The organism is Maritimimonas sp. 2304DJ26-3 (genome assembly GCF_056591635.1).
On record NZ_JBWQOK010000003.1, the window covers coordinates 455,875 to 475,121 of the forward strand.

19 protein-coding genes are annotated in these 19,247 nt (G+C 32.2%); 14 read left to right on the forward strand and 5 right to left on the reverse strand.

The genetic code is table 11. The annotated features are described in order from the left end of the window. Positions 1–226: 226 nt before the first annotated feature. From AC1EUV_RS10780 to AC1EUV_RS10805, 6 genes are all read left to right on the forward strand, one after another. Positions 227–775, forward strand: a complete 549-nt coding sequence (locus AC1EUV_RS10780; protein ID WP_480198716.1) for an RNA polymerase sigma factor — start codon at positions 227–229, stop codon at positions 773–775. Beyond that, positions 765–1,307 (forward strand): hypothetical protein, encoded by a 543-nt coding sequence (locus AC1EUV_RS10785; protein WP_480198717.1) that lies wholly within the window; start codon positions 765–767, stop codon positions 1,305–1,307. The genes AC1EUV_RS10780 and AC1EUV_RS10785 overlap by 11 nt, the downstream gene beginning before the upstream one ends. Before the next feature lie 29 nt (positions 1,308–1,336). Continuing rightward, positions 1,337–2,446 (forward strand): hypothetical protein, encoded by a 1,110-nt coding sequence (locus AC1EUV_RS10790; RefSeq protein ID WP_480198718.1) that lies wholly within the window; start codon positions 1,337–1,339, stop codon positions 2,444–2,446. A 27-nt stretch (positions 2,447–2,473) separates the two neighbouring features. Continuing rightward, positions 2,474–3,190, forward strand: a complete 717-nt coding sequence (locus AC1EUV_RS10795) for a head GIN domain-containing protein (protein WP_480198719.1) — start codon at positions 2,474–2,476, stop codon at positions 3,188–3,190. 373 nt (positions 3,191–3,563) lie between these two features. Continuing rightward, the gene (locus tag AC1EUV_RS10800; RefSeq protein ID WP_480198720.1) at positions 3,564–4,028 is read left to right on the forward strand and encodes a hypothetical protein; all 465 of its coding nucleotides are present in this window, start codon (positions 3,564–3,566) and stop codon (positions 4,026–4,028) included. A 183-nt stretch (positions 4,029–4,211) separates the two neighbouring features. After that, positions 4,212–4,955, forward strand: coding sequence for a hypothetical protein (locus AC1EUV_RS10805; RefSeq protein ID WP_480198721.1), 744 nt, complete (start codon positions 4,212–4,214; stop codon positions 4,953–4,955). A 50-nt stretch (positions 4,956–5,005) separates the two neighbouring features. Here the strand turns inward: AC1EUV_RS10805 and AC1EUV_RS10810 are convergent, their stop codons facing one another. After that, positions 5,006–6,181 (reverse strand): GlmU family protein, encoded by a 1,176-nt coding sequence (locus AC1EUV_RS10810; protein ID WP_480198722.1) that lies wholly within the window; start codon positions 6,179–6,181, stop codon positions 5,006–5,008. A 94-nt stretch (positions 6,182–6,275) separates the two neighbouring features. On the opposite strand from AC1EUV_RS10810, the gene AC1EUV_RS10815 reads away from it, so the two are divergent. Then, positions 6,276–8,075, forward strand: a complete 1,800-nt coding sequence (locus AC1EUV_RS10815) for a M61 family metallopeptidase (RefSeq protein ID WP_480198723.1) — start codon at positions 6,276–6,278, stop codon at positions 8,073–8,075. Between the two features lie 17 nt (positions 8,076–8,092). Here AC1EUV_RS10815 and AC1EUV_RS10820 read toward each other — a convergent pair whose 3' ends face one another. The 3 genes from AC1EUV_RS10820 to rpmH all read right to left on the reverse strand — a co-directional run bounded on the left by AC1EUV_RS10820 (position 8,093) and on the right by rpmH (position 11,964). Beyond that, positions 8,093–8,779, reverse strand: coding sequence for a hypothetical protein (locus AC1EUV_RS10820; protein WP_480198724.1), 687 nt, complete (start codon positions 8,777–8,779; stop codon positions 8,093–8,095). Between the two features lie 25 nt (positions 8,780–8,804). Beyond that, positions 8,805–11,654: a carbamoyl-phosphate synthase large subunit gene (gene carB, locus AC1EUV_RS10825; RefSeq protein ID WP_480198725.1), complete on the reverse strand. Its 2,850-nt coding sequence runs from the start codon at positions 11,652–11,654 to the stop codon at positions 8,805–8,807. Positions 11,655–11,802: 148 nt separating this feature from the next. Continuing rightward, positions 11,803–11,964 (reverse strand): 50S ribosomal protein L34, encoded by a 162-nt coding sequence (gene rpmH / locus AC1EUV_RS10830; protein WP_480198726.1) that lies wholly within the window; start codon positions 11,962–11,964, stop codon positions 11,803–11,805. Between the two features lie 298 nt (positions 11,965–12,262). On the opposite strand from rpmH, the gene AC1EUV_RS10835 reads away from it, so the two are divergent. From AC1EUV_RS10835 to AC1EUV_RS10865, 7 genes are read left to right on the forward strand one after another with little or no spacing between them, the layout of a single operon-like run. Further along, positions 12,263–13,063, forward strand: coding sequence for a ParA family protein (locus AC1EUV_RS10835; protein ID WP_480198727.1), 801 nt, complete (start codon positions 12,263–12,265; stop codon positions 13,061–13,063). Next, positions 13,029–13,925: a ParB/RepB/Spo0J family partition protein gene (locus AC1EUV_RS10840; protein ID WP_480198728.1), complete on the forward strand. Its 897-nt coding sequence runs from the start codon at positions 13,029–13,031 to the stop codon at positions 13,923–13,925. The genes AC1EUV_RS10835 and AC1EUV_RS10840 overlap by 35 nt, the downstream gene beginning before the upstream one ends. Further along, positions 13,925–14,512 (forward strand): DUF5683 domain-containing protein, encoded by a 588-nt coding sequence (locus AC1EUV_RS10845; RefSeq protein ID WP_480198729.1) that lies wholly within the window; start codon positions 13,925–13,927, stop codon positions 14,510–14,512. Before AC1EUV_RS10840 ends, AC1EUV_RS10845 begins: the two co-directional genes overlap by 1 nt. Continuing rightward, positions 14,513–15,211, forward strand: coding sequence for a 4-hydroxy-tetrahydrodipicolinate reductase (gene dapB, locus AC1EUV_RS10850; RefSeq protein WP_480198730.1), 699 nt, complete (start codon positions 14,513–14,515; stop codon positions 15,209–15,211). It abuts the gene before it with no gap. Positions 15,212–15,231: 20 nt separating this feature from the next. Further along, positions 15,232–16,809, forward strand: coding sequence for a signal peptidase I (gene lepB / locus AC1EUV_RS10855; RefSeq protein WP_480198731.1), 1,578 nt, complete (start codon positions 15,232–15,234; stop codon positions 16,807–16,809). Between the two features lie 3 nt (positions 16,810–16,812). Further along, the gene (locus tag AC1EUV_RS10860; RefSeq protein ID WP_480198732.1) at positions 16,813–17,427 is read left to right on the forward strand and encodes a WbqC family protein; all 615 of its coding nucleotides are present in this window, start codon (positions 16,813–16,815) and stop codon (positions 17,425–17,427) included. Further along, positions 17,427–17,744, forward strand: a complete 318-nt coding sequence (locus tag AC1EUV_RS10865; RefSeq protein ID WP_480198733.1) for a DUF6122 family protein — start codon at positions 17,427–17,429, stop codon at positions 17,742–17,744. Before AC1EUV_RS10860 ends, AC1EUV_RS10865 begins: the two co-directional genes overlap by 1 nt. Here the strand turns inward: AC1EUV_RS10865 and AC1EUV_RS10870 are convergent. Next, positions 17,734–19,179, reverse strand: coding sequence for an amidohydrolase (locus AC1EUV_RS10870; protein WP_480198734.1), 1,446 nt, complete (start codon positions 19,177–19,179; stop codon positions 17,734–17,736). The two genes, AC1EUV_RS10865 and AC1EUV_RS10870, sit on opposite strands and share 11 nt — an antisense overlap. Positions 19,180–19,247: the final 68 nt, after the last annotated feature.

Here is a 19,247-nt window from a genome sequence, read left to right on the forward strand (position 1 = left end):
CATTAAACGTTTTATTCTTTAAAATAATATGCATTCATTCTTTTCCTAAAAAATTCATTTTCAGTGAAATACATATTTACATTATTCTTTTCATCTGTTGTAGGACAATTCTTATGCCAATAGATATCAATTAAAATTTATTAACACAATTTAAAAATTGTACATTTATTTTTAGAAAAGTGTAACACTTTATAAACTGTATTGTCTTTCTAACAGAAACGATTCATTGCAAGCTAAAAATCAACATATTACAAACCTTTTGGAGCGCTGTAAAAGCGGTGAGTCTAGTGCCCAATCCGAAATCTATAGGTTGTACTATAAAGCAATGTATAATATAGCTGTAAGGATTTTAAAGGACAGCTTTGAAGCTGAAGATGTTATGCAAGAGTCGTTTCTAGTAGCATTTACAAAATTGGGCACTTTTAAAGGCGAAGTTGCTTTTGGTGCATGGTTAAAGAGAATTGTAATAAACAGAAGTTTAACTCAATTAAAGAAGAATAATAGGTTTGATGAGGTTAAACTGGATGTAATCCCTGAAAAGGTAGAAGAAACTGTTGAAGCTGATTATGCAATGATTAAGGCAAAAGAAATTTCTGAAGCTATTAATCAATTAAAAGATAATTATAGAGTCGCTTTAACGCTAAATCTTATTGAAGGATACGATTACGAAGAGATTGCCGAGGTTATGAATATTACATATCAAAATAGTAGAACAACAATCTCTAGAGCAAAGAATAAATTACGTCAATTATTAGTTGTGAGTTATGAAGGATAATTTAGAAAAAAGATTTAAAGAATTAGAGGGTCAATTCGACTTAGAAGAACCATCAATTGGTCACTTTAATCGATTTGAAGCCAAATTAGCAAGACATTCTAATCAAGAGAATACTGTTAAATGGAACCCTAGTACTTGGAAATGGTTGGCAGTGGCCGCTTCGGTTGTATTACTAATAGGAGTGTGGTTCGGTACACCAACTAATACACCTGGTATGCAATTAGCAGATGTATCGCCAGAAATGGAAGAGACACAAAGCTTTTTTGTTTCAACAATTGAAAAAGAATTACAAGACATTAATTTACAACGTGATGATAATAATAAAGAAATAATAGATAACGCTCTAATACATTTAAAAGAGTTAGAAAAAGAATATAATCAATTAACCTTAGAACTTGAGAATAGTGATCAAGATAAACGAATTATCTATGCTATGATCAACAACTTTCAACAGCGCATTGAAGTTTTACAAACCTTACTACAACAATTAGATGAAATTAACACCTTAAAAAGTGAATTAAGTAACGCTTAATTAACTACCAAACTATTAATTATAAAGTCATGAAAACAATATATATGAAAAAACTATTACTACTTTTAATAATGATTCCAGCGTTAGCAATGGCATATGATTGCCCTAATAGTTGTAACAAACACCATTATCATAAAGGGAAATATGAAAAAAGTAAGACGGTTAAAAAAGAGTTTAGCGTAAATGCCGAAGCATTATTAAAAATCAATAATAGATATGGTAATGTAGATGTAACTTCATGGAACCAAAATCGTGTTGTGATAGATGTTAAGATTACTGTAAGCGGAAACAATGAGGAAAAAATTGAAAAACGCTTAGACATGATTGATGTAGAATTTGAAGGCAGTAACAGCTTAGTATCAGCTAAAACTGTTATTGAAAAAAAGTCTTCTAGTTGGTCTTGGAGCTGGGGTAAAAAAAGCAATGTACATTATAAGATCAATTATAATGTAAAAGTTCCAGTAACTAATAGTGTAGATTTAATGAATGACTATGGTAGTATTTCATTAAATGAAATTAAAGGTGATGCTTCTATCAATTGCGACTATGGTAAGATTACTATTGGTGAATTGCATAGTAAGAATAATAAGATCAATATAGATTATTGTAATTCGTCTACTATTGGTAAAATTAACGGAGGTTCTATATATGCTGATTATTCTAAGTTTACAGTAGAAGATGCTGGTAATATAAAATTGAACGCTGACTATACTACCTCAGTTTTTGAAAATATAGGTGACATGGATTACAACTGCGACTATGGAAGTTTGAAAATTAATAATGGAATAAGTGTTGTAGGTAATGGAGATTATTTAACAACTAGGTTAGGAAGCATTTCTAAAAAAGTGGCAATTCAAGCTGATTATGGGTCATTGCGAATAGAAAACTTAAAATCAGGATTTGATTCTGTTAGTGTAGATGGAGATTATTGCGGAGTAAAGATTGGTGTACCAGATGCCCCTTTTAACTTTGAATTAAAATTAAGTTATGGCGGATTTAAAAGAGAAGATGGTAAATATGAATTCTCTAAACAAATTGTAAAATCATCTTCTAAATACTATGAGGGTTATTTTAAGAATAAAAGCTCAGGTTCTACCATAAAAATTAATTCAGACTACGGAAGTGTAACCTTCCACTAAAACTAAACAAACTATAAATCTAGAACAATGAAAAAACTAATCACATTATTAATAACGATAACATTTGTATTTAATGTTAATGCACAATGGCTTAAAAAGAGAGTTAAAGGCAACGGTAATATGGTTACTAAGACCAGAACAGTTGGTGAATATGATAAGATCGGAATAGGAGGGTCGTTCGATGTTAAATTAGTTGCTGGCACCGAAGGTAAATTAACTTTAAATATTGATGAGAATCTTTTAGAACATTTAGTTACAAAGGTTGAGGATGGTAAACTAAAGATTAAATGGAAGAAAGGTGTAAATGTTTCACACAAAAAAGTGTTGATAACAGTTCCATTTAGAGATATTGAATCTGTAGGGTTGGCAGGTTCTGGTGATGTATATTCAGAAGATGTTATTAAAGCAGATTCTTTTAAAGCCGCTTTGGCGGGATCAGGTGATTTAAAGTTAAAAGTCGACGCAGATCATATTAAATCAGCAATTTCTGGCTCTGGAGATATTCATTTAGAAGGTTCAGCTAATACAGTTAAGGCAGCTATAGCAGGCTCAGGCGATATTGAAGCCTATGGTTTAAGCTCAAAAGATGCTGATGTATCTATTGCAGGTTCTGGCGGAGTAAAAATTAGCGTGAAAGATAACTTGAAAGCCAGAATTTCTGGTTCTGGAAATATTTACTATAAAGGTAACCCGGCTAAACAAGATGTGAGAGTAAGCGGATCTGGTAATGTAAGCTCTAGATAAGTAGCATTAAGTTTTATAAAAAATAAAAAGAGCAGTTTTTAAAACTGCTCTTTTTTTGTACTTAACTATTAATTATTTTAATAGTTTTTGTAACATTTTTTTCTAATTGGCGTCTATATTATAACAATTTGTACTTCAAAAATAACAGTTCAGTTATTCTTTTTTGAAACTCCTTTGAAATTTTCGAAATATTTGTAACGTAATTAAAGACAATTGATTACAATCACTTTTAAAAGTAAAATTTAAAAATATTTTAGATAAAGTGTAACAAAAAATATTATTGATCGTCATATTGTAAAGTACTTGGTAAAACATAGTACTTAAATTAAAAAACAAACAACGAGACAACACATAACCAAAAAACCTAAAAGAAATGAAAAAATTAATTTTATCAAGTATGTTAGTCATTAGTTTTATGACGGCTACTGCAACTCAATTATCAGAAAGTAAATTGTATACAATTAATGATACAATTACAACGATCGAAACTAAAACAACTACAGAAAATTATCCTGTTATAGTTAGTGAAGAAGAACTAGACGAGCCTTTTGATTTTAATACTAAAGATTATTTACCTATTGGTTTTGATGCTACCTTAAGTGTAGAACAAAAGTTCGGTATAGAGTTTGGTATTGTAAATGAAGAAGCAGATGAGCCTTTCGATTTTAATACAAAGGATTATTTACCATTAGCTTTTAACTTGAATAAAGATATTTTAAACTCTATAGTAGAAATATCTGTTAATGAGGCCGACGAACCTTTTGAATTTGATACTAAAAAGTATTTGCGAAAAGATTTTAATCCTAATAAAACGAGTATAATAACCAACGAACTTTAAACCTAATTGAAGCCTCGGTTACCACCGAGGTTTTTTTATTCACATATATTTAACGATAGACCTAGTTATGTGTTAAATAATTCTTAACTATCACTAATTAGGGTAACAAAACAAAATAAACATCGTCTTATAAGTGTAACAATTTTTTAAAAACAAAAACTCAAAATTTAAAAACATACAACCATGAAAAAATTATTTTTAAGCCTTAGTTTATTGATCGCTTTCAGTACTTCGGCACTTGCTATCGAATATGAAACCGATCTTACATTATCAAATAATACAAACAGTGTGCCAAACTATGAAACTATTGATTTAGAGGGTGTTGATGAATGTTTCGAATTTAATACGGCGTCTTATTTACCAAAAGGTTTTGATGCATACCAAGGAATGTTTGAAGAGATAGTTCTTAATGTAACTGATGAAGCTTTTGAATTTAACACCAATGATTATTTACCAGTAGCATTTAATGCTTACGCAGGAATGTTCATAGATTATGGAGTAGCAAGTGAATTGGACGAAGCATTTGAATTTGATACTAAAGAATATTTACCTGTAGGGTTTAATCCTGAGTTAAAATTAGATGAGATTTTTGAAGTAGCTGTAGAAGAAGTAGATGAGCCATTCGATTTTAATACTAACGATTATTTACCTACCAATTTCGATGCATTTAAAGGTTTATACACTGAATATGCTACTTTAGAAGAATCAGACGAAGCTTTTGAGTTCGACACAAAAGAATATTTGCCAGTAGGGTTTAATGCTACTTTAAAATTAGAAACTATTTACGAAGTAGCAGTTGAAGAAGTAGATGAGCCATTCGATTTCGATACTGCTAAATATTTACCTGCTACATTTTATGCATATGCTGGTTTAGATACAGAAGAAAGAATTGAATTTTTAAATTGTATTAGCTTTCCAGCAATCTAGATATTTGAATTATTAAAAGTAAAACTCCGGCAATTGCCGGAGTTTTTTATTTAGAAATTTCTATACTTTTCGGTTAATTCAAAAACATGATTTAAAATATTTTGCTCCGCTTCATTATATTCTAAATGTTTACGTTTCATTACCGCCTTTACTACTTCATTTACTTTATTCATTCTGTAGGTCATAAAACCTGAAGAACCTCCCCAAGCAAAAGATGGAATAAAATTTCTCGGAAATCCACTACCATAAATATTTGCACTAACCCCAACAACAGTACCTGTATTGAACATGGTATTAATGCCGCATTTAGAATGATCTCCCATCATCAAACCACAAAACTGTAAACCAGTTTTTGCAAAACCTTCAGTTTCATAACTCCATAAACGTACTTCTGCATAATTATTCTTTAAATTTGAGTTGTTTGTGTCTGCTCCTAAATTGCACCATTCACCTATTACAGAGTTACCTAAATAACCTTCATGCCCTTTACCAGAATATCCAAATATCACTGAATTATTTACCTCTCCACCAACTTTACTCATAGGCCCAATTGTTGTAGCTCCATAAATTTTAGCACCCATTTTTAATACTGCATCATGCCCCATTGCAAAAGGACCTTTAATAAGGCATCCCTCCATAATAATTGCATTCTTACCAATATAAATAGGACCTTTAGAAGCATTTAAAGTTGCGAATGTTATATCAACACCTTCTTCTAAAAAAATATAATTTTTGCCAATACAATTTACAGTATCTGGTATAGGTTCTGACTTTCTACCATCAGTCAATAGCTCAAAATCAGCTTTAATTGCTTCCTCATTTTTAGAGAAAATATCCCATGTATTTCTTACTTGAAGAATAGTATCAGTAAATTCTATCTTAGTATAAGCATCAAAATCGGTTTCTTCTTGAGCATCGGTAGCAAAAAATGCAATGATCTCTTCGCCTTGTATAATAGCTTCGTTATTTTGAAGTCTTTTTATTTTACCGACTAGTTTAGGATTAGGCAAAAAGGAAGCATTGATCATTATGTTTTCTTCTAGCTCTACCATCGGATATTTTTCTTCCAGATATTCTTCCGTTAAGGTGGTAGTGGTAAAGCTCAGATATTTTTCCCATTTTTCACGAATGGTTAAGATTCCAATGCGGATATCTGCAACTGGTCTTGTATACGTAAAAGGCAATAACGCGTTACGAACAGTTCCGTCAAATAAGATGTAGTTCATTGATTAGCTTTTAGCAAATATAAGTTTTGTAGTTCAATAGCCAAATGTCATATTTATTAATAAATTTGGAAACTTACAAAATCATCTTTTCTCAATGAAAAAACACATTCTTTCTACTCTAGCTTTCTTTTTCTTTGCAACATTAACTTTTTCGCAAACAAATACTATTTATTCCATTTCATTTAATAATGCAACGCATCATGAGGCAACTATAGAAGTAGTTTTTACTAATTTAGAAGATAAGGTGCTAGAGTTGCGAATGAGTCGAACTTCACCAGGACGTTATGCCTTACATGAGTTTATAAAAAATGTATACAATCTAAAAGCATTTGATGCTGATGGAAATGAGCTGAAGGTGACTAGGCCTAATCCTTATCAATGGAATATTGCTAATCATAATGGTTTTGTTAAGGTAGCGTATACCTTATTTGCTAATAGAGGAGGTGGTACTTATTCTCAGATCGATGAAACCCACGCACATTTAAATATTCCAGCAACATTTGTGTATGCTAAAGATTATGAACATCGACCTATAAATATAACATTTAATGTTCGTGAAGACTTGGATTGGAAAGTAGCTACACAATTAAAACACCTAGAAGGAAATACATATTATGCACCAGATTTGGATTATTTAATGGATAGTCCAACAGAGATAAGTAATCATGCTGTAAGGAGTATTAAGATAAATGAGAATGGAAAAGAAAAAACAATCAAATTTGTATTGCATCATAATGGAACAGAAGAGGAACTAGACGAATATTTTGATGGTGTAAAAAAAGTGGTGCTACAACAAAAAGCGGTCTATGGTGAACTACCAGATTTTGATTATGATGAATACACTTTCTTAGCTTGTTATATACCAAATGCTTCAGGTGATGGTATGGAACATCGTAATTCCACAATTTTAACAAGCACACGAAGCTTAGCTAATGGTGGGTTAAAACAAAATATGGGCACCGTATCTCACGAATTTTTTCATGCTTGGAACGTAGAACGTATACGACCACAAAGTTTAGAGCCTTTTAACTATGAAGAAGCCAATATGTCAGGTGAATTATGGTTTGCAGAAGGCTTTACTAGTTATTATGCAAACTTAATATTGTGTCGTGCCGGGTTACTTTCGCAAGAAGATTATATAAAAGGTTTAGCGAGTGGTCTCAATTATGTTTGGAATTCACCGGCACGAAATTATTTTAATCCAGTTGAAATGAGCTATCAAGCGCCTTTTGTTGATGCTGCTCGTTCGGTAGATCCAGTGAATAGAGAAAATACTTTTATATCGTATTATACGTATGGTAATGTGCTAGGATTGGCGTTAGATTTATCGCTAAGAAACCACTATGGGAATAAAAATCTAGACGATTTTATGAAACTTGTATGGAATGTTTACGGAAAAACAGAGATACCATATACTATAAAAGATTTGCAAGAATTGCTAAGTAACTATGCAGGGAAAGAATTTGCTACTGATTTTTTTAACAGTTATATTTTTGATAGTAAAATGCCTAATTATAAAACTTTATTTGTTTCAGTTGGTGTTTCTTTTGAACAGCCTAAACAAAATGAAGCGAGTTTAAGTGCAACATTAAATGAACAATTTATTCTAATTACTAATCCTTTTCAGGGAAGTGCAGCTTACAAGGCAGGATTAGATAATGGAGATCAGATTATTTCTATAAATGATACTACAATTACACCAGATGTAAAACCTTCTGATTTTTTAAAGCAATTTAAACCTGGTCAATCTATAAAAGTTGTTTTTATACGTTTTGGTAAACAAAAGGAAACACAATTAACGTTTGATACTGATAATTCTTATGTAACTTCTTTAGTTGAAAAAGTAAAGAAAAGTATTCAATTAAATAGAGAAAATTGGTTAAAAGAAAAATGAATTAGCCTTTAAAGATTTTAAAGTTTCACAGGTAGTGTTCTCCATACTCCTACTGGGATATTATCTTGTTTTGCAGGAGTCCATTTAGGCATACTTAAAATTAGATTAATCAAGTAAGAATCAATATCTATATTTCCACTTGATTTTGATAAAACAGGTTCTAGAACATTACCTGTGCTATCAATATAGAATTTTATCTTTATAACTGTCTTACCATCTAACTGTCTAATATTTCTGCTCAAATATTTTACGAGCTCATCTTGACCACCTGGAAATTTTGGTTGCACTTCAAATGGAAAATATTGTATTTCGTCACCAGATTCATTCCAGCAAGTACCAAGTATTAGTTTCCCTTTTTTATGGGAATCTTTTCTTTTTACTTTTCCTTCTTTCCAGTATACTACCCTATTTCTTTCCTTTTTCTTGTGGTTATAATTTGATTCAATATATAACTCTCCACTATCATACCAGACACTATGTTTTATAGGTTTCTTTTTCTTATTTGTTTTATAAATGGTTTCATATTTTAGATTACCATTTAGGTTGTAAATTCTCTTAATGTTTTCGTTAGTATTATTAAGTTTAAAGTATAACGCGTTATCTTTTATAGTTTTCTTTTTATTTGAGTCTAAGTAAATGGTATCTTGACTAAATCCAAAATTAACCGCTATAAGTAATGTTATGAAATTTATTAAGTTTTTCATGTGAGTATTTGATGTTCTTTATGTATTATTTACTCAAATACATTTTCCTTCTAGAGTACAACTCGTAAAATTGATCATCTTTAAGATCATCTATAAATAAAATACTTTCACCGGTTGATTTCATTTCTGGTCCTAAACGTTTATCTACATTAGGGAATTTATTGAATGAGAACACAGGTTGTTTGATTGCGTATCCATCTAATTTAGGATTAAAATTAAAATCCTTCACCTTATTCTCGCCCAGCATCACTTTAGTCGCATAATTAACATATGGCTCTCCATAAGCTTTTGCAATAAACGGTACAGTTCGTGAAGCCCTAGGGTTAGCTTCTATAATATAAACTATGTCGTCTTTAATAGCGAATTGTATATTAATTAGGCCAACAGTTTTTAATGCTTTAGCAATCTTTCTGGTATGGTCTTTTAGTTGTTGCATTACAAACTCTCCTAAATTAAAAGGTGGTAGCGTAGCATTAGAATCACCTGAGTGTACACCACAAGGCTCAATATGTTCCATAATGCCAATTATCTGCACATCTTCACCATCACAGATTGAATCTGCCTCAGCTTCTATAGCACCGTCAAGATAATGGTCGAGTAGTAGTACATTATTTGGTATTTTTCTAAGTAGATCTACAACATGCTCCTCAAGTTCTTCTTTATTGATAACGATCTTCATTCCTTGTCCACCTAATACGTAAGAAGGTCTTATCAGAATAGGAAAATCGAGCTTGTCAGCTACAGCCAATGCTTCTTCTGCTGTAGTTGCGGTATCAAATTTTGGGTAAGGTATATTCAATTCTTTTAATAAAGTTGAAAAACGACCTCTATCTTCAGCAAGATCTAATGCTTCAAACGATGTTCCAATAATCTTAATACCATATTTATCTAGTTTTTCAGCAAGTTTCAATGCTGTTTGCCCGCCAAGCTGTACAATAACACCTTCTGGTTTTTCATGCCGGATGATATCGTAAATATGCTCCCAAAAGACAGGTTCAAAATAAAGCTTGTCTGCTGTATCAAAATCTGTTGATACAGTTTCTGGGTTACAGTTGATCATAATTGTTTCGTACCCAGCTTCTTTAGCTGCTAATACGCCATGTACACAACAATAATCAAACTCGATTCCTTGACCAATTCTATTTGGTCCAGACCCCAAAACAATAATCTTTTTCTTATCAGAAACTAACGATTCATTATCCGCGTAAGCGTTCCCGTTAACAATCATATTACTCTCAAATGTAGAATAGTAATACGGTGTTACAGCTTTAAATTCGGCTGCGCAAGTATCTACTAGTTTATATACCCGGTTGATATTAAATTCTTCTCTCTTTTTATAGACTTGACTCTCAAGACAACCCAGCATATGTGCTATTTGACGATCTCCATACCCCTTTTGTTTTGCTTCTAATAATAATTCTTTTGGTAGTGTGTCTAGTCCATAAGTTGATATCTCTTTTTCAATAGCATGTAATTCCTCATACTGCTTTAAGAACCACATATCAATCTTAGTGATTTCGTGTATTTTACTCAACGACATACCAATTTGAATAGCATCATAGATTGCAAAAACGCGATCCCAACTAGCGTTTTTGAGCTTATCTTTTATCTTGTCGTAATCTTTATAACTTTTACCATCTGCCCCAATGCCATTTCGCTTAATTTCAAGTGATTGAGTTGCTTTATGTAAAGCTTCTTGGAAAGATCTACCAATACCCATCACTTCACCTACAGCTTTCATTTGTAGACCTAATGTACGATCACTTCCTTCAAATTTATCAAAATTCCAACGGGGTATTTTTACAATAACATAATCCAAGGTCGGTTCAAATAATGCAGAGGTAGATTTAGTAATTTGATTATCTAGTTCATCTAAACTATAACCGATTGCTAGTTTGGTTGCCACTTTAGCAATTGGGTATCCTGTTGCTTTACTCGCCAATGCTGATGAACGAGATACACGAGGATTAATTTCTATAGCAATTATATCTTCTTTTTCATCCGGGCTTACCGCGAATTGAACATTACAACCGCCTTCAAAATCACCAATAGAACGCATCATATGAATCGCCATATCACGCATTTCTTGGAAAGTTTTATCAGAAAGTGTCATAGCCGGAGCTACCGTAATAGAATCACCAGTATGAATACCCATTGGGTCCATATTTTCTATGGTACAAATAATGACTACATTGTCATTTCTATCTCTAAGCAATTCTAACTCATATTCTTTCCACCCCATCATTGCTTTATCGATCATAACCTCATGAATAGGTGATGCCTCAAGCCCTCTTCTTAATAAATCATCAAAATCTTCAGCTTTGTATACGATTGATGCTCCAGCACCACCAAGTGTATATGATGAACGTATTACTAGAGGGAATCCGAATTCTTGTGCTATCTCTTTTCCTTTTAAAAATGAAGTCGCCGTAGCTTGTGGTGCCATTTTAACCCCAATTTTACCCATCAATTCACGAAATTGTTCTCTGTCTTCCGTGATATTAATAGCATCTATATCTACACCAATAAGCTTAACATCAAAATCTTTCCAAATCCCTTTATTATCAGCTTCTATACAAAGGTTTAAAGCAGTTTGCCCACCCATTGTTGGCAAAACAGCATCAATCTGAGGATGCTCTTTTAAAATCTTAATTATAGATTTTGTTGTTAGTGGCAACAAATACACATGATCTGCCATAGAAGGATCTGTCATAATTGTTGCCGGATTAGAATTTATAAGAACGGTTTCAATTCCTTCTTCTCTTAAAGATCTCAAAGATTGAGAACCAGAGTAATCAAATTCACATGCTTGACCAATAATAATAGGACCAGAACCTATGATTAAAACTGATTTGATGTTATTGTTTTTTGGCATTTTTTACGAGCGTATTTTTAAAATTGAATGCAAATATTTTAATTTTTGGTTTTTGATTTTAAGCGATACAAAAAAACTTATTAAAAAGATATAAAAAAAGGTGTTACTAAATTTAGTAACACCTTTCATACTTATGAATGAATAATCATTATTTTTTCGGTCTCGCTTCAGAAGAAACAGTTAATCTTTTTCTTCCTTTAGCTCTTCTTCTAGCTAAAACTTTTCTACCGTTAACACTAGCCATTCTTTCCATAAAGCCGTGCTTGTTTCTTCTCTTTCTTTTCGATGGCTGAAACGTTCTCTTACTCATTACTTATATCTTTAAAAATGTATTTGTCAATTTTGTATTAACGAAAGTTGCAAAACAGCTCGCTAAAATCGTGCGCAAATATACAAACCTTTTTGTGTTTAGCAAATAGAATTTTTATAAAAATTTTAAAATTATTTTAATGAATAATTTTTATCCTTTTTGGGTGATGAAATTTTGTTTATTTATTATAATTTTTTGGAAATGAATTTGTTAAGAAAGCATCCAGTTTTGTTCAAAACTTCATTTTTATTAGTGCTAAATAATCGTATTTTTACAGCTTAAATTATCATAAAGTTTAATGGGTAAAATTATAGCTATTGCTAATCAAAAAGGGGGAGTTGGTAAAACTACTACTACTGTAAATTTGGCTGCTGCCTTAGGTGTATTGGAACAGAAAGTTTTGCTGATTGATGCTGATCCACAGGCCAATGCAACTTCTGGTTTAGGTATTGAGGTAGAGAATGTAATTTATGGAACGTATCAATTACTTGAACATACTGCAACAGCAAGAGAAGCAATAGTACAGACTAATTCACCTAATGTTGATATTATTCCTGCCCACATTGATTTAGTGGCAATTGAAATTGAATTGGTCGATAAAGATGAACGTGAGTATATGCTAAAGCAGGCAATTGCTCCTGTTCAAGATGAATATGATTACATAGTAATAGATTGTGCTCCTTCATTAGGATTGATAACACTAAATGCATTAACAGCTGCAGACGCAGTAATTATTCCTATACAATGTGAATACTATGCATTAGAAGGTTTAGGGAAACTATTGAATACCATAAAAAGTGTGCAGAAGGTTCATAACCCAGAATTAGATATTGAAGGCTTATTGCTAACTATGTATGATTCGCGTTTACGCCTGTCTAATCAGGTTGTTGCAGAAGTAAAGAAACATTTCCATAGTATGGTATTTAAAACCATTATTCAGCGTAATATACGTTTAGGTGAAGCTCCTAGTTATGGTGAAAGTATTATTGCTTATGATGCAACTAGTAAAGGTGCCGTAAATTATATTAATTTAGCGCACGAAATTCTAAAAAAGAATGTAAATAATGGCGAAAGCAGTAAAAAAGCAAGCGTTAGGTAGAGGATTATCCGCTTTATTAAAAGATTCTGTAGAAGATATCAATTCAATTAAAGATAAAAATGCCGACAAAGTTGTTGGCAATATAGTTGAAATTGATTTAGATTCTATTGAGGTTAATCCTTATCAACCACGTACTTATTTTAATGAGGAAGCATTACGAGAATTGGCAAGTTCTATAAAAGAACTTGGTGTAATTCAACCAATTACTGTTAGAAAACAAGAAAATGGTAAATTTCAACTAGTTTCAGGTGAACGTAGATTTAGAGCTTCTAAATTAATTGGGCTAGAAAGAATACCTGCATATATAAGGCTGGCAAATGATCAAGAAATGCTAGAAATGGCGTTAGTGGAAAATATTCAACGTCAAGATCTTGATCCTATAGAAGTAGCTTTATCTTATCAACGCTTGATTGATGAAATAAAGTTAACGCAAGAACAATTAAGTACTAGAGTAGGGAAGAATAGATCTACAGTTACTAATTATTTGAGATTATTGAAGCTTGATCCAATTGTACAAACAGGCATGCGAGATGGATTTTTGAGTATGGGTCATGGTAGAGCTTTGATTAATATTGAGAATCAAGATGATCAATTAGATATTTACGAAAAGATAATCAAGAATAAATTATCTGTACGTCAAACAGAACAACTGGTTAAAAGTTTGCGTGAAGGTTCAACGACAGAATCAGTTGATGTTTCACCAAAAGAACTGCCAAAATTTATTCGCAAAGGAGTAAAGGATATTAGCGAATATTTTGGGCATAAAGTTGATGTAAAAATATCTGGTAGAGATAAAGGAAAGATAATTATCCCGTTTCATTCTGAAGAAGACTTTAATCGTATAAAAAAATTACTACAATAGTGCTTCAAAAGTCTATTTATAGCATCTTTTTTTTTCTTTTTATTCAATGTGTATTTGCGCAGAGTGATGATGATTTAATAATTAAGAAAGATTCTGTTACAGTAAAGGGAATCATTTTGAATCAAGGTATCGATCCATTATCACCAGCTCGAGCAGCATTTTATTCTGCAGTGTTGCCAGGTCTTGGACAAGCTTATAATAAAAAGTGGTGGAAGGTTCCTGTTGTTTGGGCGGCTATCGGAACTGGTGTATATTTTTACGTCGATAATGATAAAGAGTTTAATCGTTTTCGAGATGCCTATAAGTTAGATTTGGCTAATAGACCACATGAGTTTGATGGAGAAGATGGACGGCCACTATTAACACAAGATGCTTTAATACGATCACAAGATGTATTTAAAAAGAATAGAGATCTATCCTTATTTATTACATTAGGTTTGTATGCCCTTAATATTTTAGAAGCTAATGTTGATGCACACTTGCCAGATAAGGCATTAGATACCAATCTAACGTTACGCCCAGCAGTGTTTACGGAACCTATGACTAATAGAGCTTTGGCTGGAGTCACTTTTAAATATGATTTTTAGATGAAAATAGCCTTGTTTGGATATGGAAAAATGGGTAAAACCATTGAACGTTTAGCAGTTGAAAGAGGTCATGCAATTATAGCTAAAATTGATAAGGATAATCATGGTAGTATAGTTAATGCGGATGTGGCCATAGATTTTAGTATTCCGAGTTCAGCTTTTGAGAATATAAGCAGATGTTTTAATGAAAATGTTCCAGTGATTTCTGGCACTACTGGTTGGTTAAATAGATATGATAGTGTTGTTGATTTATGTGAGCAGAAAAATGGTGCATTTATCTACGCATCGAACTTTAGCCTTGGTGTTAATCTATTCTTTGAATTAAATACACAATTGGCAAAAATGATGTCTAAGTTTGATGCTTATAAAGTACGTATGGAGGAAATTCATCATACACAAAAATTAGACGCTCCTAGCGGAACAGCCATAACATTGGCAGAAGATATTATTAAGAATTCAACTAAAAATAATTGGATATTAGATGTAACAAAAGAAGAAGATGAAATACCAATTGTTGCAAAGAGAATAGAAAATGTGCCTGGAACACATAGTATTTTCTATGATTCTATAGTTGATGAAATTGAAATTAAGCATACTGCTAAAAACAGAGATGGATTTGCTCTAGGTGCTATTGTTGCGGCAGAATGGTTGGAAAACAAAAAAGGAGTTTACACAATGAAAGATGTTTTAGATTTATAGCATCTTATAAATAGAATAGAATGACATTACAAGGTTGGTTTATAATATTTTTAGTAATACAAGTAATTCACTTTTTAGGTACTTGGAAACTATATGTAAAAGCAGGAAGAAAAGCTTGGGAAGCGACAATACCGGTTTATAATGCAGTGGTTTTAATGCAAATTATAAATCGCCCAAAATGGTGGGTAATCTTATTGTTCTTACCTGTAATTAACCTATTTATGTTCCCTGTAATATGGGTAGAAACCATCCGTAGTTTTGGTAGAAATTCTAGACCAGAAACTTTTTTAGTCATTCTAACTTTAGGTTTTTATATCTACTATGTAAATTATATTTTAGATGTAGAATATGTTAAAGATAGAAGTCTAAAACCGCGCTCTAATGCGGGTGAATGGGTGAGTTCTATAGTTTTTGCAATTGTAGCAGCTACATTGGTGCATACATATTTTATGCGACCATATGTAATACCATCTTCGTCTTTAGAAAAAACCTTATTAGTTGGTGACTTTTTATTTGTAAGTAAATTCCATTACGGAGCTAGAGTACCAATGACTACTGTTGCTGCACCAATGGTGCATGATACATTACCAATAATAAAAAAGAAATCATATTTATTTAGTGATGATTTTGAAAATAAAGAATCATCTTGGATGAATAAGTTGCAATTACCTTATTTACGACTTCCTGGATTTCAGAAAATTGAAAGAAATGACATTGTAGTATTCAATCAACCAGCAGATACGTTGTTGGATATGAATGATTTCCATCCGGATAGAAACTATTACAAGCCAATAGATAAAAAAACAAATTTAGTTAAGCGTTGTGTGGCTATCGCTGGTGATTCAATGGAAATTAGAGATGGTTATATCCATATTAATGGTGAGCGTACTACCTATACAGATAGAGCTAAACCTCAATATAATTTTATTGTAAATACCGGTGTTCAGGCAATTAGTCAATCATTACTTACCAATAGATATAATGTTAGAGAGGGTGGTAGAATGCAAGATGGAAATTATTATCTTACATTAACTGATAAAGAGGCTGCTCAGATTGCTAAAAATCCTGCCGTAAAAAGTGTTACAAAGCAATTGCAACCTAAAGGACAAGGGGAAGATTTATTCCCACATGTACCTAGTTTAGGATGGAACATGGATAATTTTGGTCCAATTTATATTCCTAAAAAAGGAGTGACAGTTAAACTAGATAAAAAATCATTGCCTTTTTACAAACGTATAATTTCTGAATACGAGAACAATAATTTGATTGTAAATGGAGATGAAATTATGATTAATGGCAAAATAACTGACGAATATACTTTCAAACAAGATTATTATTGGATGATGGGTGACAACCGTCAAAACTCTTTAGATGCTAGAGCCTGGGGATATGTACCTTTTAATCATGTTGTAGGTAAACCGGTATTTATATGGTTTAGCTGGGAGAAGAATGCTAGCGGTATCAATAAGATACGTTGGAATCGCCTATTTACAACCGTAAAAGGAAATGGTGAACCAACCTCATACTTCAAGTTCTTTTTAATTGCATTAGCAGGGTGGTTTGTATTTGATTATTTTAGAAAACGTAGAAAAGCTTAGTGTTTGTTGTTTTATCCTACTTATTTTTCACCCATTGCTCAATATGTAGCTATTGCTAATTCGGATAAAATTATTTTTGAGGTAGCTGATAATTTTCAAAAGCAAACTTATAGAAATCGTTGTTATATTTTCGGAGCCAATGGTAAGCAATTATTGAATATTCCGGTAATAAAAGCTAATAGTAAGCAGCCTACTAAAGATGTATTAATTGATTATACAGAAAATTGGCAACAGCAGCATTTAAAATCACTTGCTTCGGCATATAATTCTTCGCCATTTTATGAATTTTTTGATTTAGAATTAGAGACTTTATATTCAATGAAGGAAAAATACTTGTTAGATTTCAATTTTAAATGTCATGAATTTATCGCTGAACATACTCAACTAGAAATTACCGATTATAATAAGACCGAAGAATTCGCAAAAGACTATAAAGACGATAGAGATTATCGTTTTTTAGTTGATGCGAAGTCAAAACTGGAATTTGGTTTTGGTTCTTATTTCCAAGTTTTTTCAGAGAAGTATGGTTTTATAGAAAACCTAAGTATCCTTGATTTACTTTTTATGGAAGGTGGTAATACTTTAAACTACTTAGAAAACCAAACGTTAAATATATAATGGAAACCACAAGATTCATTATACATTATGGATTACATTTTTTATTTCCTGGTTTACTAGCTTATTTATTTTTTAAAAAGCAATGGAAACAAGCTTGGATATTAATGATAGCTACAATGTCAATCGATTTAGATCATTTATTAGCAACTCCAATTTTTGATGCCAATAGGTGTAGTATTAATTTTCATCCATTACATACTTATTATGCTTTGATAGTTTATGCTGCCCTTTTCCTGATAAAGAAAACAAGAGTAATCGGTTTGGGGTTACTCTTGCATTTAATTACAGATTATATAGATTGTTTATTTATTTCTTAGCTGGAATAGGAGGAGGGCCTTCAGGTACAATAGCCTTATAGACTGCATCTCCTTTTCTCTCTTTATATTCAGCTTTTACCTTTTCTACCAATTTAGGATTCTCAAAAAGATCAGCCATGGTCATTGCCATTGCTTTAGATGCATAGATCATTCCTTTATGACCGATACTCATGCCACCACAAGCAACAACAGCCCATGAGTGCCAAGGCGTATCTTTTGGTGCTGTAGTAACGCTTAAATTTATATTTGGCACATTCCAACTTACATCACCAACATCTGTAGAACCACCACCAGGATGTTCTTTGGTAGCTTCCATTGGCTTAATAGCACTATCCATACCTACTTGCTTTTTTCCTGTTACTTCTTGAATCTTCTTGCCAAAAGCAATTTCTTCGTCGGTATAAGTAATTGGACCTAACAATTCTAAGTTTTGTTGCATAATTTCTCCACCAGCACGATTTACTAAAACCTCATAGATGCCAGAAATTAAAGATATTTTATAATCTACATTAGCCATAATAGCCGCACCTTCAGCCATTTTTTGTACACGTTCATAAACGGGCATCATACCTTCTCGCTTTGTATCACGTACGCGTACCCATAGCTTGGCATAATCTGGTACAACATTTACTACTTGCCCACCATCTTGTATATGGTAATGTATACGCACAGTAGGTTTTACATGCTCACGATAATAATTAATTCCTGTCGTGTATAGTTCTAAAGCATCTGAAGCACTTCTACCATTCCAAGGATCTCCAGAAGCATGCGCTGCTTGTCCGTAAAATTCTACTTTGAAATCTACTAAGGCTAATGAAGTTTGTACATCGGCTTCAATACTAGCACTTGGGTGCCAGCTAATGTTTACATCTACATCATCCCATAAGCCATTTTTTACCATCCATATTTTACCAAAGAATTTTTCTTCAGAAGGTGTACCAAAGAATTTTATAGTACCTTTTAATTTACCTTGTTCAATTAGTTCTTTTATGGCTATAGCAGCACCTAGACTACCAGCACCAAATAAGTTATGACCACATCCATGACCACCAGCACCTTCTTGTAACGGTTGTTTTGTAGGTTCTGCTTTTTGAGAGATACCAGGTAAGGCATCAAATTCACCTAAAACACTAATTACAGGTTTACCTGTACCGTAAGTAGCTACAAAAGCTGTTGGCATATCAGCTACACCCCGTTTCACTTTAAAGCCATTATCTTCTGCATATTTGGCTAAGATTTCTGCAGATTCATATTCTTCAAAAGCGGTTTCTGCTTTTGCCCAAATTTCATCGGAAATCTGTATAAGGTTTTCTTTATGTTTTTCTACAGATGCTTGAAGTGCAGTTTTAGTTTTTGAAAGTTTCTTTTTCTTTTGCGGAAATGCTAAAAAGCAGCATAGTAAACAAACTGCTAGTAAAAAATGTTTGGTGTTCATTGTATTTGAATTTGAGAAGAATAAAAGTACAAAAGATAATTGAAAATTTTTAGAGATGCTCGCTTATC